This window comes from Leucobacter luti (assembly GCF_004217175.1).
Taxonomy (GTDB): Bacteria; Actinomycetota; Actinomycetes; order Actinomycetales; family Microbacteriaceae; genus Leucobacter; species Leucobacter luti.
The window spans coordinates 417,759-439,686 of record NZ_SHKI01000004.1; the positions used below are offsets into that span (position 1 = coordinate 417,759).

Here is a 21,928-nt window from a genome sequence, read left to right on the forward strand (position 1 = left end):
GTTCAGTTCCCCGCTTCCAGCTGGTGATTTACCGCTTCGGTGGCCTCGATCATCGCGGCGATGAGCAGCTCGTCGGTCTGCGCACCGCGCTCCACGATCACGCTCAGCGCGCCCACGCAGACGCCGCCGCGGAACACCGGCGCCGCGACGGCGGTGATCAGATCGCCCAGCCACTGCGAGTGCACCACCGCGTAGCCGCGCTCCCGGATCTCGTCGTACACGGCGTCCTCAAGCGCCTCGCCCTCCTGGGCGAGCGAGTGCCGCACGGTGGGCGGGGAGAACGCGAGCAGCACCTGGCCGGACGCCGACGACCGCGGCGAGACGCGCGCCTCGAAGCCGCGGCGGATGAACATCGCGCGCATCGGCTCGACGCGCTCGACGATGATCGGCGAGTTCTGTTCGAGCACGGCGAACGATACCGGCGCGCCGAGCGCGTCAACGGTGCGCTGCATCACCGGGAGCAGCGTGGGGCGGATCTCCTCGGCCGGGTTGACCTTCGCGGCGATCTCGGCCACGTGAAAGCTCAGGCGGTACGCCTGGTTCTTGTCCTGGTAGGCCCACCCCGCGGCGACCGCCGTCTGCAGGTACTGGTGCGCGGTTGCGCGCCCCCAGCCCATGAGCTCGGCGAGCGCGGAGACGGTGGTCCCGGCGCTCTCGCGAGACATCGCGTCGATCGCCGCAAGCATCTTCACGCCCGTCTGCAGCACCGGGGTTCCCCCCTTCGCCACACGGCCCTCGGGTGTATCTCCGCTCATTACCGCACCTCCCAGCGCCAGTCGTTTGCATCGCGTTCGAGGTCCACCCGGAAGTGGGCGCCCTCAAAGATCAGTCCGCGCAGATTGCGCTGTTTCACGTCGTGCGTCTTCTCGAGTCCGAAGCAGAACGCGTTGAAGAGCCGGATAATGTGCGCGGGGACGAAGTGTTCGTCTCGAACGTCCACCAGCGGCACGGCGTACGGCAGATCCGCGAGACTCTGCACGTAGCCGACCGTCTGCTCAAGCTCCGGGTGCCTGGTCACGAAGGCGCCCACGCGCGTCGAGGCGGGCTCGGGGCGGAGCAGCGTGGCGACGGCCCCAACGTTCGATAGGAGGTCGATCGCCAGGTCGCTCGTGCCGGCGGGCACCTCGGCGACCGGGCCGCTGCGCGGCTCCTCGGAGTTGCGCGATTTGTACCAGACCCGCGTCTGCGCCGAGTGCGCGGTGCGCGGCAGCTCAGCGGTCCATCCGAAGCTCTCCGAGATCTGCGCCGCAAGCTCGGCGACGGTCGCCGTCGGATCGACCTGCTTTCGCTCGCTCACGAACAGGGAGCGAAGCACCTCGTCGACCGCGCCGACGGGCGCGAGCTCGATGAGCAGGGCGCGGTAGAGCTCCACGGCCTCCGGCAGGGTGGACGAGGGCAGGCGATCCAGCACGTCGCCGAGGGTCAGCTCGGTTTCGCCGGCAGCGTTTGACTCGGCCGACTGGCGCAGCACGCGCTGGATCAGCCGGAGGTCAACCGCGAGGGCCTCGCCCGTGGGGAACACCCCGTAACGGGTCGCGTCGTGCGCCTTGTACTCGATCGCCTGCGCCAACCGGCGCTCGAGCTCGCCGAAGTTCTGCGCGTCGATGCGCTCGCTCGCAACGCCGGCGGCGAGCGCCTCGTACCCGCCGAGCCACGCGTTCACGATCTGCGGGCGGTTCATCGCCAGCAGCACCAGCCCGAGCGCGGAGCCGTTGCCCACGGCGATCGTGCGCCGGGTGGTCGCGTCGACCTGCGCGGCGTCGTCCCGGCGCTCACGCGCCATGAGGTTTGCCAGGTCCACCGAGATCTCGCGCATCATGTACGCGGTAAAGAGCTGGGCGTGGAATGGGACGCCGAGCGGGTGCCCCTCTCCGTACTCCTGGAAGTCCTTCGTGCCGAACGTGCCGTTGCCGTCGAGCCCGGTGTTTCGCAGCAGGTATCCCACCTCTGCGATCCGTTCGAGGTCTGGCTGCTCGCCGGCGACGAGCGACTCGACAACGTGGTCGAACAGTCGGATGCTGCGGTTGGCCCGGAACCAGATGAGCGTTTCGGGTGTGGCCCGCCCCGCGTAGAGACGCGGGATCGCCTCGCGTGTGTGGCGAAGATCCTCGGCGGTGACCTCGCCGTCGATGAGCGCGCCCTCGATGTCCCAGCTCGACCCAATGATGCGCGGGCTCCGGTTGACCAGCTTCGGCTCGTAGGAGAATGCCACGAGGTGCATCACGTGCGCGCCGGCCTCAATGCGGTAGACCAGCTGGCCTACGCCGGCGGCGGTCACCTCGGCGCTCGCGAGCGTGATCCGCCAGCCCTCGCGCACCATCTTCGCGTAGACGCTTCGGGAGGCACTGATCCTGGTCGGCTGGAGCGCGCCCAGCCTCCTGGGGTCCATCACCACCTCGGTCGGCCGCATTCTGGATTCTCGCAATTCGGTAGTCATCTTTGATTCCTTGCTTATCACTCATCTGTGCAGCGATTCGGATATACCAGACGGCGTCTTGTTTATCCGTATTTGCGATGCTAGCATCACTCAAACACCGAACACAAAGGGGAATTCGACGTGAGCCACTCCGTGCCCGCCGCAGCGCCGTGCGCGCCGGATGCGCCCCCCGCACACCCCACCCCAGACGTGCTGCTCCGGGCGGAACGGCTGCTCGCGGCACGCCTGCCGCACCTCGCGGCTCACGCGATCATCACCGCCGACCCCGAGCTGCTCCGCGACGAGTCCCCCACCCCGGCGACCGCCCCCGCCCTCATCGTCGCGCCCGGCACAGCCGCGGACGTGCAGGCGCTGGTCGTAATCGCCGGTGCACTCGCCCTCCCAGTGGTGCCGCGCGGCGCGCGCACCGGGCTCGTCGGTGGGTGCGTGCCGCGCTCCCCCAGCCTCGTCGTCGACACCTCCCGCATGCGCGAGGTGCACCGACTCGACATCGCGGGTCGCACGCTGCGGATCGGCCCGGGCGCCACGCTCGGCGAGATCGAGGAGCTCCTGCGCCCGCACGGCATGATGTACCCGCCCGACCCGGCGAGCTATCGCCGCGCTAGCATCGGCGGCACCGTCGCCACGAACGCCGGCGGGCTCAGGTGCGTGAAGTACGGCGTCACCGACCGCTGGGTGCGCACCCTCGACGTGGTGCTCGCCGACGGCTCGCTCGTCACTCTGGGCCACGACGTCGCGAAGGACGCGACCGGCTACGACCTCACCCGCCTGTTCGTCGGCTCCGAGGGCACGCTCGGGATCATCGTCGGCGTTGGGATCACGTTCTGCCCGGCCCCCGCTGAGTCGCGGCTCATGCTCGCCGCGTTCGCGAGCGCCGCCGGCGCTGCCGCGGCCGTCGCCACGCTCTGCGCCCGGGTCACCCCGGCAATGTGCGAGCTCCTCGACGCCGGCGCACTCGGCAGCCGCGACACCGGCGCGCTCGTGCCGGCGCTCGGCAGTCCCGCCGGCTGGGGCGCCGACCCAACGCTGCTCATGGTGCAGGTCGACGGCTCACACGCGGAGGCGGAGGCGGAGGCGATCCTCGCGCGCGCGGCGCTCGAACTGGCGGGCGGGCGCGTGGTCGAGGTCGCTGCGGCGCACACTGACGCGATCCTCGACATGCGCCGCGGCGGCTCGGCCGTGCGCACCGCGGGTGGCGAGCCGAGCGCAGAGGCCCTCGTCGATCCAGGCATGCCCCAGCCGACGCTGCCGCAGGATCTCTCGGTGCCGGTCGCGCGCCTCGGCCAGACGATCGCCGCGATCCGCCGGATCGCCAGCACTCACCGAGTGCAGACCAGGATCGCCGCGCACGCCGGAGACGGAAACCTGCACCTCCTGCTACTCACCGACGCCGCCGGGGCGGAGGCGGGCGCCGCCGCGCGCGCCGGGGCGGCACAGCTGCGAGGCGCGATGGGCGAGATCATCGACGCCGTGCTCGCGTCCGGTGGCACCGTGTCCGGTGAGCACGGCATCGGCTCGCTCAAGCGCGACTGGGCGGCGCGCGACCTCGGCGCCCGCACCATCGAGCTGCACCGCAGCACACAACGTGCATTCGACCCGCACTCGCTCATGAACCCCGGCACGGGGTTTTGAGCCTCACCCGAAAGGACCCAGTGGCCTCGTCACGACTCACCCGCACCCCCGCCGACACGGGGGACGCGCTCTCCGCGCAGTTCACCACGCTCGACGGCGTCGCGTACATCACCGTCATCCCCACCGTCGCGGGCGGCGCGCTCGCGCCGGGCACCGACAGCGACCAGGCCGAGGCGATCTTCGACAATCTTGAGCGCAAGCTCGCCGCCGCCGGGGCCTCCCTCGCAGACATCGCGCAGTTCACGGTGTACCTGTGCGACATCGCAGACACGCTTGCGCCGTTCAACGCGGTGTACGCGCGCAGGATGCCCCGCGGCCTGGCCCCCATGCGCTGCGCGGTGGGCGTCGCCGCGCTCGCGCGCCCCGCGATGCGCGTCGAGGTGAGCGTCGTGGCCGCGGTGCCCCGCGCCGCTGCGGCCGAGTAGGCGGCGCGCGACAGCACCGGCCGCGCAGCGGTGCGGACTGGGCGCCGCGCAGCGCCGCGCCGCGGTGCGGTGCGGGCGGTCCGCCGCGCGGGACGATACCCACGTGGCATCCGAGCTCGCGATTGTTCCCGATACCGCGATCAGCCTCGAACCCGAGCGCCCCGGCCCACGCTCGCGGCTCCCTCCCTGCTGCAGCACGCCGCCAGTTATCTTGGAGAGATGACCGAGAACCCTGAAATCAGCGAAGAGGCGCGCAAAGCAGCGCGCGAAAAGTATGGCGTCGTGCCAGACCCGACGAGAAAGAACCGATCGCTCTCGAAGCTCGGCTGGATCTCACCAATTGGTTTTACTCTCACTCTCATTGCCATAGTCATGGTCACCACCACGGACAGCATCGTCACTGCAACAATCTGGGGCGGTCTCATCACCGCGAGCGCAACGGCCGGCTTCCTGAGCCTCATCGTCTATCTCGCGGCCAAAGCAATCATTACGAGCCGCGACCAGTAGGTACACCGCCACAGCGGGCCCGCAGGTCGAAGCCACGGGACACCCCGGCACAAAGGTTTGTCACTCGGCAAGGCGCACGTCCGCCACCGCGCGCTACGGCGCGCTCGGTTGCCGCAGGTACGGAGCGGACCCGTCGATGTGCCGATACCCGAGCGGGAAGCTCGCATAGCTCACCCCGTCTTCATACAGGTGCGAGACCTCGTCTGCGTACCCGGCGGCTTCGGACTGGCTCGCGAAGACACCAAGAACCGTGTTGTGCGGAGTCTCCTCCTGGCACACGAGCCACACGGCAGTGACTACCTCGGGCGCTCGCTTTCGGACCATTGCACCCACCATAGCGCGCGGGTGGCAGCGCCGTCGTGCGACTGCGACTCTCGGAGCGAAGCCCGCGATCAGGCGCGTCCGCGCCTCGGGGAGCATCCCGGAGCAGCGGGGTGAACCGGGAGAATGCCAGGCCCGATTTGGGTCCGGATCTCACCAAAGCGCCGCCTCCGACCCTCGCATCCGCTAGTGTTCACAGCACCATGAAGAACACGCTGAAGTATGTTGCCATCCTCGCATCGTTCATTTCCGCGGGGTTCGCGTTCTCGGGGGACGGGACCATCGCGGGCGTGCTCGCGGTCGGAGCCGGCATCCTGATCGCGGTCACAGTCCCCAAGGGCGACCCGAAGTAGCCCGCTGCGCGGCGATCCAGGCTCGGGCTCTGCTGCAGCGGCCCGGCGCCAGTCTTCCCCGCTGCGGGAAGCAGAAGCACAAGCAGAAGCACAGTGTGATGCGCGTTGTGCCCTGGAGAGGAATCGAACCTCCGACACCTTCTTTAGGAGAGAAGTGCTCTATCCACTGAGCTACCAGGGCGCGGGCCGCGCGAGGCGACCTCTGGGAGTCTAGCGCACGGGCGGCGGGGCCCGTGACCCGCGGGAAGCGCGGGGAAATGCAAAACGGGCGGGGCCGAAGCCCCGCCCGTTTCACCACACTCGCTTAGCCGAGACGAATCACGTCCGGGGTGGCGCTGGGTGACGCATACGTGCTCACCACGGTCTGGTTTCCGCCCCAGCCGCCGTGCACGGCCTGGCCGTTGCCGATGTAGACGGCCACGTGCGGGGCGCCCGCCCAGATGAGGATGTCGCCCGGCGCGTAGTTGCCGTCGGTCACCGGGGTGCCGTAGCGGTAGAAGTCTGAGACACCGTGGTCGTAGCCGCCCTGGTCGCGGCGCTCGGTGAGGCCGATCGCTGCGAGTGCGTTCTGCACGAGGTCGGTGCAATCCTGCGAGACGCCCACCTGCGCGAGCGCGGCAGCAACGAGGCCCTCAGCGCCAACGCCAGCGGGCACGTCGGTGCCGCTCTTTCCGGCGGGTGCGGCAGCGGCGGCCGAGGTCGTGGCGAGCAGTGCTGCCTCAGCAGCAGCCTTCTCTTCCGCTTCCTTTTCCTTGCGCTCCTGCTCGACGATATCCGCGCCCACTTCGCCGTCAAGCGACAGAACGGGCGATACCTGGATATCTGCGGTGCCGGTGACCAGCTGCTGCGCGATGTCGGCGTCGGGCTGGCCCTCGACCGCGGGTGCGACAGCGTACGCGGGGAGCCCAAACGCGCCAACCAGCCCGAAGCTCAGGACGACTGCTCCGGCCATCTGCCCGATGCGCTTCGCCTGCGATTTTGCGGGCTTCGCAGCGTCGACCGAAACCGCGACCGCCGTGCTGGGGTTCTGATTCACGAGAATAATCTGCCTCACGTTGTGGGGATGTAGGTCTGGGGCGCCCCGTGTGGGACGCGATCGTTCAAGGGTAACTGATGATCACGGGAATGTCACGCTCAGGTCACGAAACCCTCAACCTTCCTTGAAACATCAGGGAAGTCGGGCCCTGGGCGACCGGGGAGTTCGCTTCACGTCGAGCAAGTTTTCGAGCCTGCTCACGAGCGATTCCCCGGCCCGGGGTGGTCTAGATCACGCCCTGCTCAAGCATCGCCTGCGCAACGGTCACGAACGCTGCCGAGTTTGCCCCGAGCACGTAGTCGCCGGGGCGGCCGTAACGCTCAGACGCCGCGTAGGTGGTCTCGTGCACGTCGCGCATGATCCCGTGCAGGCGCGACTCGCTCTTGTCGCGGTCCCAGCGTGACCGCGCCGCGTTCTGGCTCATCTCGAGCGCCGAGGTGGCCACTCCGCCCGCGTTCGCCGCCTTGCCCGGGGCAAACAGCACGCCCGCATCCTGGAACAGCTCGATCGCGTCGGGCATGGTCGGCATGTTCGCGCCCTCAGCAACCGCGCGCACGCCGTTCTTCACCAGGGTGCGCGCGTTGGCGCCGGAGAGTTCGTTCTGGGTGGCGCAGGGGAACGCGAGTTCGGCGGGCACGTCCCACACCGATCCGGAGGTCACGAAGTGCGCGCCCGGGCGACGCTCTGCGTACTCAGAGATCCGGCCGCGCTCAACTCCCTTGACCTGCTTGAGGAGCGCGAGGTCGATTCCCGCCTCGTCGACGATGTACCCGCTCGAGTCGGAGGCCGTGATCGCCTTGCCGCCGAGCTGCTGCACCTTCTCGATCGCGTACGTGGCCACGTTTCCTGAGCCGGACACGAGCGCGCGGCGGCCCTCGATTGCCTGGCCCGCGCGGGCGAGCATTTCCTCAGCAAAGAACACGGCGCCGTAGCCGGTGGCCTCGGTGCGCACCTCGGCGCCGCCCCAGCCCATCCCCTTGCCGGTGAGCACGCCAGCCTCGTAGCGCTGCGTGATGCGCCGGTACTGCCCGAAGAGGTAGCCGATCTCTCGGGCACCCACGCCGATATCGCCCGCGGGGATGTCGGTGTTCTCACCAATGTGGTGCACGAGCTCGGTCATGAAGCTCTGGCAGAACCGCATCACCTCGGCGTCGCTCTTGCCCGTCGGGTCGAAATCCGCACCGCCCTTGCCCGCGCCAATGCGCTGGGACGTGAGTGCGTTCTTGAAGATCTGCTCAAAGCCGAGGAACTTGATCACGGAGAGGTTGACCGAGGGGTGGAAGCGCAGACCCCCCTTATAAGGGCCCAGGGCCGAGTTGAACTGCACGCGGAGGCCGCGGTTGACCTGCACCCGGTTCTGATCGTCGGTCCAGGGCACTCGGAAGATGTACTGCCGTTCGGGTTCGACCAGGCGGTCAAGAATCCCGGCCTCGATGAACTCTGGGTGCTCCGCGAGCACCGGCTCAAGCGTCTCGAGGACCTCGCGGACCGCCTGCAGAAATTCCGGTTCTCCGGCGCTGCGACGTTCAACGATTCCAGCGACGACGTGCAGATGCTCCTGGGGTGTGGGCAACGTCAACGGGCGACTCCTCTGTCTATCAACTCCATTGCGGTAGCCCGGGTGCCGGGCCCCTCATGTTCCAGCCGTCGCGTGAGGCGGCGGGTGTCTCTACTGCGAGACGAAAATGTGCGCGGCGATCTCGAACGGGAGATCGATCGCTTCATTCGAACCCTCGACCTCGACGTGGACGGTCTGCCCGCGTCGGACGAAGGAAGCACTGTTGCCGGGGACGACCCCGGCGGCTGAGAGCTGCTCAAGGAGCTCGGGGTCGACCTGCAGCGGCTCAGCGAGCCGGCGTACCCGGGCGGTGAGCTCCTGGTCGAACTCCATGAGCAGGTCGCCCACGCCGGTGACACCGGTCTGGAACGAGCCGGCGCGCATGTTGCCGAGCTCTTCGAGGCCGGGGATCGGGTTGCCGTAGGGCGACTCGGTGGGGTTGCCGAGCATGTTCATCAGCTTGCGCTCGACGCGCTCGCTCATCACGTGCTCCCAGCGGCACGCTTCCTCGTGGACGTACGCCCATTCGAGGCCGATGACATCGGCGAGCAGGCGCTCAGCAATGCGGTGCTTGCGCATCACTCGCACGGCCTTGGTGCGCCCGTCGTCGGTGAGTTCGAGGCGACGGTCGTCGGTCACGACCACCAGGCCGTCGCGTTCCATGCGGCCAACGGTCTGCGACACGGTTGGCCCTGAATGGCCGAGCCGCTCGGAAATTCGCGCGCGCAGCGGGACGATGCCCTCTTCTTCGAGCTCCAGGATCGTGCGCAGGTACATTTCCGTCGTGTCGATCAGATCAGTCATTGCCACCCTCTCGTCATTCAGAGTCAAGCTTAGGGCATTGAGCTGCGTGGGCTCTGCCCCGAGTAGAATCGCCAGTATGGCCGACATTTCGATCCCCTCCAATCTTCTGCCCGCCGACGGACGCTTCGGGTGTGGCCCGTCGAAGGTGCGCGACGAGCAGCTCGCGTTCCTCGCGTCGCTGCAGCCGGGAGTGCTCGGCACCTCGCACCGCCAGGCGCCCGTCAAGGATCTGGTCGGCAGTGTCCGTTCCGGGCTCGCCGAGCTGTTCCGGGCGCCGGACGGCTACGAGGTGCTGCTCGCAAACGGTGGCGCAACGACCTTCTGGGACTCGGCCGTACACTCGCTCGTCGAGCACCGCAGCCAGCACCTCGCGTTTGGTGAGTTTGGCGCGAAGTTCGGCAAGGCCGCCGCTGCCGCGCCGTTCATCGACGCACCGGACGTGCGAAGCGCGGACGCCGGATCGCGCTCGCAGTCCGAGCCCGTTGCGGGCGTGGACGTGTACGCCTACCCGCACAACGAGACCTCCACCGGCGTCATGGCTCCCGTGACCCGTGTCGCCGGCGACGCGGGCGCCCTCACCGTGGTCGACGCAACGAGCGCCGCGGGCGGCATCGACTTCGACGCGAGCGAGACCGATGTCTACTACTTCTCCCCGCAGAAGAACTTCGCCTCGGACGGCGGGATCTGGTTCGCGCTGGTGTCCCCCGCCGCGATCGAGCGGATCGAGCGCGTCACGTCCTCGGGCCGCTACATCCCCGAGACGCTGAACCTTGCCGGGGCGATCGAGAACTCACGCAAGAACCAGACGCTCAACACCCCGGCACTCGCGACCCTCGCGATGATGGACGAGCAGGTGCGCTGGATCAACGCGCAGGGCGGGCTGAGCTGGGCGTCGGCGCGCACCGCCGAATCGTCGGGCGTGCTCTACGACTGGGCCGAGCGCACGCCGGTCGCCACCCCGTTCGTGTCGAACCCGGACCACCGCTCGCAGGTGGTCGTAACAATCGACTTCGACGACACGGTCGACGCCGCCGCTATCTCGGCAGCACTCCGGGCAAACGGGATCGTTGACACGGAGCCCTACCGCAAGCTGGGCCGCAACCAGCTGCGCGTTGCCACGTTCACGGCGATTGAGCCCGACGACGTGCGGGCGCTCACCGGCGCAATCGACTACGTGCTCGAGCGTCTGAGCTAACACTGCCGGCCGGGGCAGTCGCCCCGGCCGGCAGCCCGGCTGCGGCGAGCAGTCCGGCCCAAACGAAACGGCCCACAGAGCTAGCTGGCTCTGCGGGCCGTTTCGTTTAGGCCGCGTGCACGCGGCGGGGTGCTGCCCCGCCGCGCACCCGGCACGACGCGACCACGTAGCCGCCGATCCCGAGCACCGCGGCCGCAGACCAGACGGCCCACCACGGGAAGCCCGGGACCGTGGGCGCTTGGCCCGCCGCGTCGAGATCGGCGACCGGGGTGGGGGTCACGCGCTCGCCGGTGACGAGGATGCGGTGGGAGTTGATGCCGAGCGGGGTGCAGGTGACAAGGGTCGCGAGGTCCTTCCCCTGCACCGGGTAGAGCGACTGCGTCTCGTCCGGCTTCACCACCCGAGTGTCACTCACGCGGTACGTGAGCACCTGGCCCCAGACCTCGATTGTGAAGGTGTCCCCGACCACCAGCTGGTCGAGGTTGTTGAACATTTCCGCCTGCGCGAGCCCGCGGTGGCCGGTGAGCACGGTGTGCGTGGTGTCGCCGCCGACGGGGAGCGCGGTGCCCTCAAGGTGACCCACCCCCTGTTCGAGCACCCGGTCGCTCGTGCCGTGGTAGATCGGAAGGTCGACGTCGATCTTCTGAATCTTGATCCGGGCCATCAGCCCGGTCGAGTCGGTGGCGAGGAGCCGGTCGTAGGCGGAGTCCGCCGGGTTGTCTGAGGCCTGCGGGATCCGCTCCCCCGGCGCGACAACCGCTGCGCCCGTGAGCTGCTCGTTGTATGCGTGCGCGGCGGCGAGCTCCGCGGCGCGATCCGCGGCGGAGCCGTTCTCCGCGTGGTTGAGCCCGATGATCTCGCGCGAATACTGCAGCTGCGAGAACCAGGTTGCGATGCTCGGCAGCTGCAGGAGCGCGACTCCAGCGAGCGCCAGCACGGCGACGAAGAGAACCACCGGGCTCGGTTTCCGCCAGCGGCGGCCCGAGCCCGGTGGGGTGGGAGTCTGCGCGGCCTGGTGGCGGACGTGGGTCGAGGCGACAACGGCTGGGGCCTCGTCCAAAGTCTGCTGCGGCACTGTGGCAATCTCCCTTGTTGTGGGGCGGTGAGGTGATGGGGAAATCCACTCACCGCCCCGGCTTGTTACTCGACCCGGTGTGACCGGCGACGGGCGACGATCAGCGCCGCGCCTGCCGCCGCGATGAGCAGTGCTCCACCGGCGATCGAGAGGATGAGTGCGCCCGAAGAGCCCGTGAGGGGCAGTTCCGGGCCGTCCTGCTGCACGTTCTTCACCGTGACGTCGACGTCGGTCGTCGCGCCGGTGTGCACGGTGACGGGGGTCAGCGCGGCAGCGCCCGTGGGAGTCACGTAGCCCGCGGGTGCCGCAATCTCCTTGATCACGTAGCAGCGCTGGCTCGCGTTCGTGGGCGCGTTGACGCTGTCGCTCACGAACAGCCCGGCGACGGTGATCCGACCGTTTGCACCGGTGGTGAACTCGGAGGCGCCGGAGACCGCAACGCGGCTGCCGGAGACGGTCGCGGTGGAGCAGTCGGCGGCGTAGGGATCCGCGGCAGCGTACACCTCGAACTTGGCGCCGGCGAGCGTGTCGCCCGGGGTGCGGGAGTTCACCTTCTCGATCACGAGGTCACCCCAGTTCGAGGACACCGTGTTCGAGGTGATCGCGCTGCGGTGGTTCGGGTCGTTGACGAAGTCGGACGCCGTGTTGGTGATCGTGCCGTTGCCGAGCGACGTGACCGTGCCCTGGAACGTCACGACGACCTGCTGTCCGGTGCGCGCCGCGAGCCACGCGTATCCGGCTGCCGGAGTGAACGCCACCTGCACAGACTGGCCGGATCCGGTCACCGCGTAGTTCGCGGCAGGCACGGCGACGCCGCCAACGGTCACGCTCTTCACGCCGAGTCCCACGCCCGCGGAGGCCGCGGTGGGGGTGAGGCGCGGATCGAGCGTGTCGAGCACGTCGAAGCCAGTGAAGCTGCGGCCGAGCGCGAGCGTCGGGATAGTGGCGGTCACGGGGAACTCGATGACGCTCCCCAGGCCGAAGCCGAGGCCGCTCTGCGGGGTGATCGTCTTAACGATTGAGGTGACGCCGTTCTTGGGGTACACGTTGACGTCGTAGAGCCAGCCGTCCTCGTAGGGGTACGGGATCGTCACGATGAAGGGCGCGGCACGGTCGACCACGTTCGCCGGCGCGGCGGTCTCACAGACCACGTAGACACCAACGGAGGTCGGGATCGTCGCCGTGCCGTCCGCGTTGGTGGTCACCGGGGCGAGTGCGGTGCCGAGGGTGTACCCGGCCGGCGCGGTGCAGTCGGCGCCGGGCTCGAGGCCCTGGAGCGCGTCCCAGGCCGCGGGGTCGTTCAGGTCCACCGGTTCGCCATCCTGCAGCAGCGGCGCCGCGGTGAACTCGACTCCGGCGATCCCCGGCGTGGGGATCGCGGTGCCGGTCCCATCCGGGTTCTGGGTGACCGGGCTCGTGCCGGTCTGGTGCTCGTGCTTGTGCACGATGATCGACCCGGGCGCTGAAACGTCGATGCTCCCGTACGTCGGGGCGGCGACCGCCGGCGTGCTTGCGGCGACGGCGCCGAGCAGCGCGATCGCGGCGGCTGCGAGCGCGGCGAGCGCTCGGTTCGGGGTTCCCCCTCGGCCTGTGTTTCTCATGCTGGGTGTCCTCTCGTGCTGGTCTGTCAGTGTGTGGCCCGGGGTCCGGGACACGCGGGGGCGTGCTCCACGCGGGAGCCCCCTGGTCTGTGCGGCGCGCATTACGCGCTCGGTTCGGTGTGGCGGCGTCGGCGCGTCCAGGTCACGGCGCCGAGCAGCAGGGCGAGCCCGGCGATTCCGGCCCCGGCGATTCCGAGTGCGTCTGAGCTGAGTCCGCCGGTGAGCGGGACCTCGAGTGCCGGCGCGGATCGGTTCACGAAACGGTAGACCGCGTGCTCGCCGACCCCCACCGAGACGGGGGCCGCTTCGTCGACGCGGCTCCAGTCGCAGCCGCCCGTGGTCGCCGCGTTCGGTACACAGAACTCGACGCGGTCGAGGAGGTATGCGAGCGGGGCGGCCGGGTCGTGCGGCAGCTCGGAGAGTTCGTAGTCGTGGTCCGCGGTCACCGCGAAGGTGTTGCCCGCGGAGCGGGCGTTCGACCCAGAGACCGTGAAGGTCTGCGGCGTGGTGCCGCCGTTCGCCCTCAGGTCCCAATTCGCGGGGCTCGCCGTGCCGTCCTCGACGGACTTGAGCAGCGTGAGCGTGGTGGTGCAGGTGACCGTGTTGGTGATGGTGAACGTGTTCGGTCCTGGGGCAAGCGTTGTCGCGTACGGGAGGGTCTCGTTCAGCGTCGTGGTGCCGCGCTGTGTGAGCGCGCTCGACATGAGCGTGCATCCCGGCAGGAGCGTCTGGTCGATCCCCGTGGTCTCGTTGATCGAGAGGTTGCCGCCGGCCTGGTAGTTCGGCCGCACCACACCCCAGTCCTGGTTCGTCGCGCCGGCGGCTGCCGGCCCGGTCAGCGTGAGCTGGCCGGTGAGCCCCTCGGGGAGCGAGCCCTCGTCGCCGGGAATGTTGTAGGTGCCGATCGCGGTGCCGGATCCGTCGAGCACCCGCCAGGTCTTGTCTACGGTGACGGTCGATGTCTGGGGGGCCGCGCGGTTGTAGACCATGCAGTTCACGGTCTGGCCGTTCGGCACCTGGACGGTGAAGCCGTTGACGGGGTTTCCGGTGGGAACCACCCCGGCACCCGTGACGAGGTTGGTGCACACAGCATTGCTCCCGTTGACGGGTTGCAGGGTGTACCCCGCCTGCTGGGTCTCAGTGACCGTCACCCCGGCGCTCGTGGTGCCGCCGGCGAACGAGAACGGGAAGGTGATCGTTCCGGTGCCGTCGTTCTGCGTGGCACGCACCGGCGTCGACGGGAGGGTCATACCCGGACCGGGGTTCGAGGCGGTGAACTCCCAGCCGCCCACGGCAGGCTGTGCGCCCGCGATCGAGCCGGCCGGAGCGGTGTTCGGCACAATCATCTTGGTGACCGTGAGCTGGCTTTCGCAGGCACCGAGGGCGAGCTGGCGCAGCAGGCTGCCGACCGTGCTGTAGTTACTGGTCTGGAAGTAGTCGGTGCCGGCGGTGGGCCCGGAGATCGCGCGCAGGTTGAGCGCGTTGTTTGCCCCGGTGGCGCCGGCGCCCACGCCGAACGCGATTACCCGCGTGCCGGTCTGCTTGAGCGCGTTTGCGGAGAAGATACCGTTCTCGGTCTCAATGAACCGCGACGCGTTCCCTGGCCCGGAGGGGCCAGTGCCGTAGTAGGTCGGGTTGCCGTCGGTGATGACGACCGCGATGTCGTACGGGTTGGTTGCGGCAGCGGTGGCCGCGACGCCGAGGCCGCGATCCCAGTTCGTGCCGCCGTCGGAGCCCCACCCGGCGTAGCGGCTCTTGAACGAGGTCGCCTGGGCCTGGGTCGACACCGAGGTGAGGGCCGGGTAGTTCTGGCTGGCGAGCGTCGCGGGCGAGCTCGTTGAGAATGAGAACAGCGACATCCGTGACTGCGTGCCCACGAGGGAGTCGACGAACGTGTCGGAGGCTGAGCGGAGCGCGGTGACCGAGTCGCCCACGGAGCCGGACAGGTCGAGGATCAGCGCGACGTCGATGCCGCAGCCCTGCGGCGCGGTCGGGTTGACGCGGGATTGAGCCCACACGCCGCCGGATGCCGTTGCGTCTTCGGAGTCGGGAGCGTACATGAACTGCTGTGCGGAGCTGTAGAGCTGCCCGGAGCGCAGCTGCGTGCCGGTGCGGAACCGGTACACGGTCGAGTCGCCGGCGCCGCTGCCGTCGCCGGTGCGCAGCGAGGTGTTGGTGAACCAACCGGCCGGTGCGCCTTCGGGGCGCTGCACCACCCAGTAGCGCGCGTCACGGTTCGCGCCGCCGCTCTGGGTTGCGGGGACATTGAAGGTGCACTCGCCGTTTGCGTCGGACACGCAGCGCGCCCAGCCGGCGGCCACGCCGCTCACCCCGTCGGGGCGGGTGCTGCTCGGGGCAGAGGTGCCCGTGTACAGGAACAGCTCGACACCCGCGAGGGTGGTCACCCCGGTGGTCCCGGTGCGATCTCCGCCGGTCTTGACCACGATCTTCGCGGGCGGGATCGCGGCGGTCGTGTACGCGCCAAAGTTGTACGTGGTGCCGCCCCAGTTGCCGGTGTTGCCGTTTCCGCTGCTGGGGGTCACGCGCCACGCGGTGTCGCTCAGCGTGTATCCCGCGGGAGCGGCAATTTGCCGCACGCGGTATACCGAGTTTGTCGAGACGCCGTTGGCGGTCGGGTTCGTGGCCGGGGTGAGGAACTTCACCTGGAACTCGCCCGGATCAGGATCGCGGTCGGCCCCGGTGCAGGGCGCGGAGACGCAGTCGGTCACGGTGACCGTGCGGGTCCAGCTGTTCCCGTTCTGGCGCGGGCCGGCCAGCTCGAAGGTTGCGCCGGGGAGGAGTGCGCCGTTGCCGTCGACGGTGGTCCAGTACACATACGGTGCAACCACGCCGGGGCCGTCGGGGCCGAGCGCGAGCGGTGTGATCTCGGCAGCGCTGGCGGCGGCGCGCGCGGCAGGGGCCGGGTCACCCGCCGCGTCCGAGGGCGCCTCGGGGGCGGGATCCTCCTGCGGCGCTGCGGTCTCCGGAGTTGCCGATTCGGGGGCCGCCGGTGCAGACGTCGCGGTCTCGCCCGCGGCGGGGATCGTGAGCTGCGGGATCGGGTCGTCGGTCGAGCCGGGGACGGTGATCGTCTGCGCGGCCGCGTCCGGGGTCTCCCCCGCCGCCGTCGCGGTCATGCGGATCTGCACGGCGTCGCCCGCGGCGAGCTCGTGCGTCCGAGCAGGATCTCCCGCGTCGACCAGGCTCGTGATCTCGAAGGCACCCGGTGTTGGATCCAGGTCGAGGCCCACATAGTCAGGCTCGCCCGCGTTGTCGGTGAGCAGGGCGGTAATGGGGGCACGCCCCGCGACCGCGTCCGCCGTGTTGAGCGGACCGCTCACCTCGAACGACACCCCGGACTGCAGTGCGCCCGCGGCATCGATTGCGCGCCAGCGCAGCGAGACGGGAGCGGGCGTATCGACGGCTGCGGCCTCGGCGCCGTCGGAGACGCCGGCGGACTGATCGGCCAGCGCCGGGGTTGCCCCCAGCAGGCCGATCGCTACCGCCGCAACGGCAGCAATTGCAGCCCCGCGTCGGCGCCCCGCGCCGTTCGAGCCAGCCCGCCGTTGTCGCGTTTCAGCAACGCCTGAGTACCCCATCGTTTCCCCTGTTCCCCACGGATCACGGGGAACTCGGGCGATCACCACAGATCCCCGAGACCGTTCCCCGTCCCACGGGATTACGCTACGAAAGCTCGGCGGCGGGGGGATCCGGGAAAATTACCTATCTTTCGGCGCGGCGGCTCTTTTCGCGCGGCTGCTCTTTTCGCGCGGCTGCTCGTTCTGCGCGACTGCTCGTTCGTGCGGCCGCGGCCTCGCAGCAGCGCGCGGGAAAACAACAGCGCGCGGCGGCCCGGAAATCCGGACCGCCGCGCGCTGCCTGCGGGGCTGAGCTCCGCCGCGCTACTCTTCCTCGTCGTCCGAGTCGTCGTCGAACAGCTCGGTGTCGTCAGCCTCGTCGTCGAGATCCTCGTCGTCGTCGCGATCGTCGTCGTCATCGTCATCGTCGCTGCCGTGCAGCGCGTCGATGTCCACACCGTCGAGCTCGTCGTCGAAGTCGCTGAAGTCGTTGTCCATGAGGTCGTCCGCTGCGTCGTCGTCAAGTTCGGCGGCGGCGTCCTCGGCGGCCGCCGACTCCTCGGCGGCTTGCCGCGCCTGGCCCTCGCGGTACTGCGCGAGGCGCTCAGACCAGGGCACCCAGTCGGGGGCCACCACTGCGCCCTCGCCGGGCAGCAGCTCCACCTCAAGCACGGTCACGGGGGACGCCTCGTCCACGCGAGTGAGCGCCGCGGCCCAGTGCCAGCCCGGGTAGCCCGGCAGGCGGCACTCGAAGAACAGCGTCACGAGGTGCTCGTCGTGCACTTCGAAGCCACCGTCGGCACCGATCGTATCGGCGCCTGTGATCTCCTCGAGGGCGGCACGCGCCTGGCTGCGCGCGGCCAGCAGCGCCGGATCCGGCTCGCTGGGAGTCGCCGGCTCCTCGGGGACAGCGGCCGTTTCGGATGCGTCCTCCGACTCCGGTGCGGTTTCCGTCTCGGGCCCAGCTTCCGTCTCGGGTGCGAGCGCCGCAGCCTCGACCGGTGCGGCCTCCGTGGTCTGCGCCTCGTCGAGGGCGCCCTCGTGCGGCTCAGACATCGAAATCATCCGCGACCGCGCGCAGCATCGACGCGAGCTGACGCGACTGCGCCCGCTCCGGGTACTGGCCATTCTTCAACCGACCGCCGAGCCCATCAAGCAGCTTCACGAGGTCCTCGATGATCACGGCCATCTCGTCAGCGGACTTTCGGCTGCGCTTCGCGAGCTTGGGAGTGTCGAGGATCCGGACCGACAGCGCCTGGGGTCCGCGGCGCCCATCGGCGACGCTGTACTCGACGCGAGTCCCCGGCTGCACTTCCTGCCCCTCGGGCAGCACCGACGCGTGCAGGTAGACCTGTTCGCCGTCCTCGCCCTGGATAAAACCGAAGCCTTTCGCCTCGTCATAGAACCTGACCTTGCCGTTCGGCATGCCTCGTCCCTTCCGTCTCGGCGGGCGTTATCCCGCCAACGCGCTTCGTGGCGGACGGCAGGCGCCCGCATATCCACACGAGTCTACCGTTCATTCATCCGCCCGCGATGAGGAAGGACCCGGTAAAATATGACGGATGTCCACTGAAGCAAACTCCCCATCGCTGATTGAGCGGATCCTGGCGTACGCGTCGCTCGGGATCATCGCCGTCGCGCTGCTCTCGTTTTTCGTCACGCTGATCGTGGGGATGAACGACCGGCAGGCAATGGCGGACGGCCTGTGGCCCGTCGTCTACGGCATCTCGCTGATTGCCCTCCCCATCGGGTTTGTCCTGCTCGTTGCGCTCCTGATCGTGAGCCAGGCACGCCGGCGGCGCGAGTTCCGCAGAAATACCGAGAGCTGAGCGGGCCTCGCCCATGAGTGGCACACTCGCCCTCGCGTCGACCATCGCGGAGATGGATCGCGACACCCTGCGCACGCTCGTCGCGCGCCGTCGCCCGCAGGCGGCAGGCACGATCGCTGACCCGATCGGGCTCGCCGCCGAGCTGCTTCGCGCCGACTCGATCGCTCGGGCGATCCTCCCCCTTGAGCGCGAGTGCCTCCGCGCGCTGCTCATCTTTGCCGCGCACCCCGGCGCGGTCGACTCAGACACGGTGGGGCGGCTCACGGCGCTCGGCCTCGTGGGATTCGAGGCCGACGCCCCCGCGCCGCTCGCGGAAGTCACCTCCGCGGTGACCGAGGCACTCACCGCGGCCGGCATCGACCCGGCCGCGCTCACCGAGACCGACGCCGCGGCAGCCGCGTCGGGCACGTCGGGCGCGGACCGCGCTCCCGGATCGCACGACACCAGTACGTGGTACTCCCCCGCCCTCACCGCGGTGGGTCAGGCGGCCGAGAGCCTGCGCGTACTCGCCCTGCGCCCCGGAAAACTCAACCGCAACGGCACCGTCGCTGTCGCCTCGCTGCGATTCCTCGCCGACGCCACCAGCATTGACGTCGATTCGGTGTCGCGGATCGTGACGGCGCTCGGGCACGCCGGGCTCACCAGCCCGCGCAGCGACGAACAGCTCCTCGTGGTCTCGGCGAGCGCCGCGGACTGGCTCGCGCACGACAACCGCGACCGCTGGCTCGCCCTCGCCGCGGCCACCCTCGCGGCCATGCCCGGCGCGCTGCGCACCACCCTGGCTGCAAGCGGCGGCGATCTGGCCGCTGCGGCGAGCGCGATCCCCCATCGCTTCCCGCTACTGCCCGCCGCGGAGCTCACGGCGGCGACCTCGTTCGTCGCGGTGGCTGAGCAGCTGGGCCTCACCGTCGGCGGCGTGCTCAGCCCGCCGGCCGAGCGGCTCCTCGCGGACGATCACACTGCCGCGGGAGAACTCGTGGCCCGTGACACCCCGGAGGTCGCGCCCGGCGTGTACGTGCAGCCCGACCTGAGCGTCGTGGTGCCCGGGCCGCTGGACCCCGCCGATGAGGCGAAGCTGGGCGCCATTTCGCGGCCCGAGCAGATCGGGGTGGCCGCCACCCGGCGGATCTCCGAGGCGAGCCTCGCCGAGGGGCTCGAGCAGGGCATCACCCCCGACGCGGCGCGCGCCCTCTTCGAGCGCATCTCGCTCACGGGAATCCCGCAGCCGTTGGAGTACTTGCTCGCCACGCGGGCTGAGCGCATTGGAGACCTGCTGGTCGACGAGCACGACGGCGACGCGGGGCGCACCCGGATCACCGTGTCACGGCCGGAGCTCGCGGAGACCCTGCTCGTGGATCGCTCGCTGCAGCACCTGCAGCTGACGCGCCCGGCGAGCACCGCCGAGGACGCGGCGGCGGGGACACCGATCCGGCTCTATTCACGGCTCCGCGCCGACCACGTCGTGTCCGCGCTCACGGATGCGCGCTACCAGCCCACCACCGCGGCCGCGCTGAGCGGCGCCACGCGCGGCGCGCCCGGCGCCTCCTCCGCGTACTCGCTCGACACCGCCGCGATCCCCGTCGTCGACGTGTCGCCCGCGACCGGCGCAACCCCGATCACCGACGCGCACGTCGCACTCGTGGAGCGTGTGTACCTCGCGGCGCGCGCCGAACCGGGCACCGGGGAGTTCACGCGGCGGCTCGAACTCGCCATGCGGGATCGCAGCCCCGTGCTGGTCACGGCGGAGGCGCGCGGGCAGGAGCGCACCTTCCGGCTGCTCCCCGTGTCGGTGGCGAACGGGCGGCTCCGGGCAACTGATCAGGACGCCGGGGTTGAGCGCACGCTTCCCGTGAATACGATCACCGCCGTCGAACCATCCTGATCATCGCTCACAACTGTTTGTGACCGACCACCGGTAGAATCGATCGCTATGACACTCGGCCCCCTCATCGTGCAGAGCGACCACACCGTACTCCTGGAGGTCGCACACCCTGACGCAGAGGACGCGCGACACGAGCTTGCGGTCTTTGCGGAGCTTGAGCGCGCCCCGGAGCACATCCACACCTACCGGGTCACGCGGCTCGGCCTGTGGAACGCGCGCGCAGCCGGGCACACCTCAGACGAGATCCTCGACACGCTCAACCGGCACGCGAAGTTCCCCGTGCCCTCCGGCGTCGCGGGGGAAATCGAGGACACCATGCGCCGCTACGGGCGGCTCACGATCGAGCGCGACGACGCCGGCGAGCTGGTGCTGCGCTCACCCGACCCGGCGGTGCTCCGCGAGGTGTCGAGCGCCAAGAAGATCGCCCCGCTCCTCGGCAACAAGATTGACGAGAGCACGATCCCGGTCGCGGCGTGGGCGCGGGGCGAGCTCAAGCAGCAGCTCGTGGCGCGCGGCTGGCCCGCCGAGGACCTCGCGGGGTACACCCCCGGCGAGCCGTACGACATCGAGCTGGCCCAGGACGGCTGGGAGCTGCGCGACTACCAGGCGAAGGCCGTCGACGCGTTCCAGCGCGGGGGCTCGGGCGTCGTGGTGCTCCCCTGCGGCGCCGGCAAGACGATCGTGGGCGCGGCAGCGATGGCGGCGGTGGGCGCGAAGACCCTGATCCTCGTCACCAACGCGGTCTCCGCCCGGCAGTGGCGCGACGAGCTGCTGCGCCGCACCAGCCTCACCGCCGACGAGATCGGCGAGTACTCGGGGCAGGTCAAGGAGATCAAGGCCGTCACGATCGCCACCTACCAGATCCTCACCAGCCGCAGGAAGGGCGAGTACGCCCACCTCTCGCTGCTCGACGCAGAGGACTGGGGCGTGATCGTCTACGACGAGGTGCACCTGCTCCCCGCCCCGGTGTTCAAGCTGACCGCTGACCTGCAGGCGCGCCGCCGCCTCGGCCTCACGGCAACTCTCGTGCGCGAGGACGGCCGCGAGGGCGATGTGTTCAGCCTGATCGGCCCCAAGCGGTACGACGCGGCGTGGAAGGACATCGAGGCGCAGGGCTTCATCGCGCCAGCGGCGTGCTTCGAGGTGCGAGTGGGGCTCAGCGAGTCCGAGCGCATGGACTACGCGATCGCCGAGGATCAGGATCGGTACCGCATCGCGTCGAGCACCGACGTGAAGGAGCGGGTCGCCCGCCGCATCATTGCGAACCACCCGGGCGAGAGCGTGCTCGTGATCGGGCAGTACATCGACCAGCTCGAATCGATGGCCGAGGCGCTCGGCGCACCGCTCATCACCGGACAGACGCCGGTCGACGAGCGGGAGCGGCTGTTCGGCGCGTTCCGCTCCGGCGAGGAGAAGATCCTCGTCGTGTCGAAGGTCGCCAACTTCTCAGTCGACCTCCCCGACGCCTCGGTGGCGATCCAGATCTCGGGCTCTTTCGGCTCGCGGCAGGAGGAGGCCCAGCGCCTCGGCCGGCTGCTGCGCCCGAAGGCGAACGGCGCGACGGCATCGTTCTACACCCTCATCACCCGAGACACCGTGGACCAGGATTTTGCGCAGAACCGCCAGCGGTTCCTAGCCGAGCAGGGCTACGCGTACACGATCCTCGACGAGGATCAGGTCTAGTCGAGCCCGGGG

At 69.7% G+C, this 21,928-nt stretch carries 19 protein-coding genes and 1 tRNA gene; 8 read left to right on the top strand and 12 right to left on the bottom strand.

Annotated features, from left to right (window positions below):
* Positions 1 to 2 precede the first annotated feature (2 nt).
* Together EV139_RS08310 and EV139_RS08315 are read right to left on the bottom strand one after the other, a co-directional pair.
* Positions 3 to 755: an IclR family transcriptional regulator gene (locus EV139_RS08310; protein WP_130453845.1), complete on the bottom strand. Its 753-nt coding sequence runs from the start codon at positions 753 to 755 to the stop codon at positions 3 to 5.
* On the bottom strand, positions 755 to 2,437 hold the full coding sequence (locus EV139_RS08315; RefSeq protein WP_130453846.1) for a hypothetical protein: 1,683 nt from the start codon (positions 2,435 to 2,437) through the stop codon (positions 755 to 757). Before EV139_RS08315 ends, EV139_RS08310 begins: the two co-directional genes overlap by 1 nt.
* 120 nt (positions 2,438 to 2,557) lie before the next feature.
* On the opposite strand from EV139_RS08315, the gene EV139_RS08320 reads away from it, so the two are divergent.
* The 3 genes from EV139_RS08320 to EV139_RS08330 all read left to right on the top strand — a co-directional run bounded on the left by EV139_RS08320 (position 2,558) and on the right by EV139_RS08330 (position 5,001).
* Positions 2,558 to 4,069 carry an FAD-binding oxidoreductase gene (locus tag EV139_RS08320; RefSeq protein ID WP_130453847.1) on the top strand — a complete coding sequence of 504 codons (1,512 nt, stop codon included), beginning with the start codon at positions 2,558 to 2,560 and terminating at the stop codon, positions 4,067 to 4,069.
* Positions 4,070 to 4,089: 20 nt separating this feature from the next.
* On the top strand, positions 4,090 to 4,494 hold the full coding sequence (locus EV139_RS08325) for a RidA family protein (RefSeq protein WP_157993020.1): 405 nt from the start codon (positions 4,090 to 4,092) through the stop codon (positions 4,492 to 4,494).
* A 219-nt stretch (positions 4,495 to 4,713) separates the two neighbouring features.
* Positions 4,714 to 5,001 carry a hypothetical protein gene (locus EV139_RS08330; protein WP_130453849.1) on the top strand — a complete coding sequence of 96 codons (288 nt, stop codon included), beginning with the start codon at positions 4,714 to 4,716 and terminating at the stop codon, positions 4,999 to 5,001.
* A gap of 93 nt (positions 5,002 to 5,094) precedes the next feature.
* Here EV139_RS08330 and EV139_RS08335 read toward each other — a convergent pair whose 3' ends face one another.
* Positions 5,095 to 5,325, bottom strand: coding sequence for a hypothetical protein (locus EV139_RS08335; protein ID WP_130453850.1), 231 nt, complete (start codon positions 5,323 to 5,325; stop codon positions 5,095 to 5,097).
* 200 nt (positions 5,326 to 5,525) lie between these two features.
* Here EV139_RS08335 and EV139_RS15875 point away from each other — a divergent pair, with 200 nt between their 5' ends.
* A complete protein-coding gene (locus EV139_RS15875; RefSeq protein ID WP_157993021.1) occupies positions 5,526 to 5,675 on the top strand; it encodes a hypothetical protein in 150 nt (49 codons plus the stop codon).
* Between the two features lie 108 nt (positions 5,676 to 5,783).
* Here EV139_RS15875 and EV139_RS08340 read toward each other — a convergent pair.
* The 4 genes from EV139_RS08340 to EV139_RS08355 all read right to left on the bottom strand — a co-directional run bounded on the left by EV139_RS08340 (position 5,784) and on the right by EV139_RS08355 (position 9,073).
* Positions 5,784 to 5,856: transfer RNA gene (locus EV139_RS08340), tRNA-Arg, on the bottom strand.
* 123 nt (positions 5,857 to 5,979) lie between these two features.
* Complete coding sequence (locus tag EV139_RS08345; protein ID WP_130453851.1) at positions 5,980 to 6,711, bottom strand: NlpC/P60 family protein; 732 nt, start codon at positions 6,709 to 6,711, stop codon at positions 5,980 to 5,982.
* A gap of 226 nt (positions 6,712 to 6,937) precedes the next feature.
* Entirely contained in the window at positions 6,938 to 8,290 is a 1,353-nt protein-coding gene (gdhA, locus tag EV139_RS08350; RefSeq protein ID WP_130453852.1) for an NADP-specific glutamate dehydrogenase, read from the bottom strand.
* A gap of 90 nt (positions 8,291 to 8,380) precedes the next feature.
* Positions 8,381 to 9,073: an iron-dependent transcriptional repressor DtxR gene (locus EV139_RS08355; protein WP_130453853.1), complete on the bottom strand. Its 693-nt coding sequence runs from the start codon at positions 9,071 to 9,073 to the stop codon at positions 8,381 to 8,383.
* A 76-nt stretch (positions 9,074 to 9,149) separates the two neighbouring features.
* On the opposite strand from EV139_RS08355, the gene serC reads away from it, so the two are divergent.
* Positions 9,150 to 10,268, top strand: a complete 1,119-nt coding sequence (gene serC, locus EV139_RS08360; RefSeq protein WP_130453854.1) for a phosphoserine transaminase — start codon at positions 9,150 to 9,152, stop codon at positions 10,266 to 10,268.
* A gap of 106 nt (positions 10,269 to 10,374) precedes the next feature.
* Here serC and EV139_RS08365 read toward each other — a convergent pair whose 3' ends face one another.
* The 5 genes from EV139_RS08365 to EV139_RS08385 all read right to left on the bottom strand — a co-directional run bounded on the left by EV139_RS08365 (position 10,375) and on the right by EV139_RS08385 (position 17,948).
* Positions 10,375 to 11,343: a class C sortase gene (locus tag EV139_RS08365; RefSeq protein ID WP_130453855.1), complete on the bottom strand. Its 969-nt coding sequence runs from the start codon at positions 11,341 to 11,343 to the stop codon at positions 10,375 to 10,377.
* 65 nt (positions 11,344 to 11,408) lie between these two features.
* Entirely contained in the window at positions 11,409 to 12,944 is a 1,536-nt protein-coding gene (locus EV139_RS08370; RefSeq protein ID WP_130453856.1) for a SpaH/EbpB family LPXTG-anchored major pilin, read from the bottom strand.
* A gap of 101 nt (positions 12,945 to 13,045) precedes the next feature.
* Positions 13,046 to 16,543, bottom strand: coding sequence for a VWA domain-containing protein (locus EV139_RS08375; protein WP_130453857.1), 3,498 nt, complete (start codon positions 16,541 to 16,543; stop codon positions 13,046 to 13,048).
* A gap of 303 nt (positions 16,544 to 16,846) precedes the next feature.
* Positions 16,847 to 17,578, bottom strand: coding sequence for a DUF3027 domain-containing protein (locus tag EV139_RS08380; protein WP_130453858.1), 732 nt, complete (start codon positions 17,576 to 17,578; stop codon positions 16,847 to 16,849).
* Positions 17,571 to 17,948 carry a cold-shock protein gene (locus EV139_RS08385; RefSeq protein ID WP_130453859.1) on the bottom strand — a complete coding sequence of 126 codons (378 nt, stop codon included), beginning with the start codon at positions 17,946 to 17,948 and terminating at the stop codon, positions 17,571 to 17,573. Before EV139_RS08385 ends, EV139_RS08380 begins: the two co-directional genes overlap by 8 nt.
* A 136-nt stretch (positions 17,949 to 18,084) precedes the next feature.
* Here EV139_RS08385 and EV139_RS08390 point away from each other — a divergent pair, with 136 nt between their 5' ends.
* From EV139_RS08390 to EV139_RS08400, 3 genes are read left to right on the top strand one after another with little or no spacing between them, the layout of a single operon-like run.
* Entirely contained in the window at positions 18,085 to 18,351 is a 267-nt protein-coding gene (locus EV139_RS08390) for a hypothetical protein (RefSeq protein WP_198677499.1), read from the top strand.
* 13 nt (positions 18,352 to 18,364) lie between these two features.
* Complete coding sequence (locus tag EV139_RS08395; protein ID WP_130453860.1) at positions 18,365 to 20,233, top strand: helicase-associated domain-containing protein; 1,869 nt, start codon at positions 18,365 to 18,367, stop codon at positions 20,231 to 20,233.
* Between the two features lie 48 nt (positions 20,234 to 20,281).
* The gene (locus tag EV139_RS08400) at positions 20,282 to 21,916 is read left to right on the top strand and encodes a DNA repair helicase XPB (protein ID WP_130453861.1); all 1,635 of its coding nucleotides are present in this window, start codon (positions 20,282 to 20,284) and stop codon (positions 21,914 to 21,916) included.
* Positions 21,917 to 21,928: the final 12 nt, after the last annotated feature.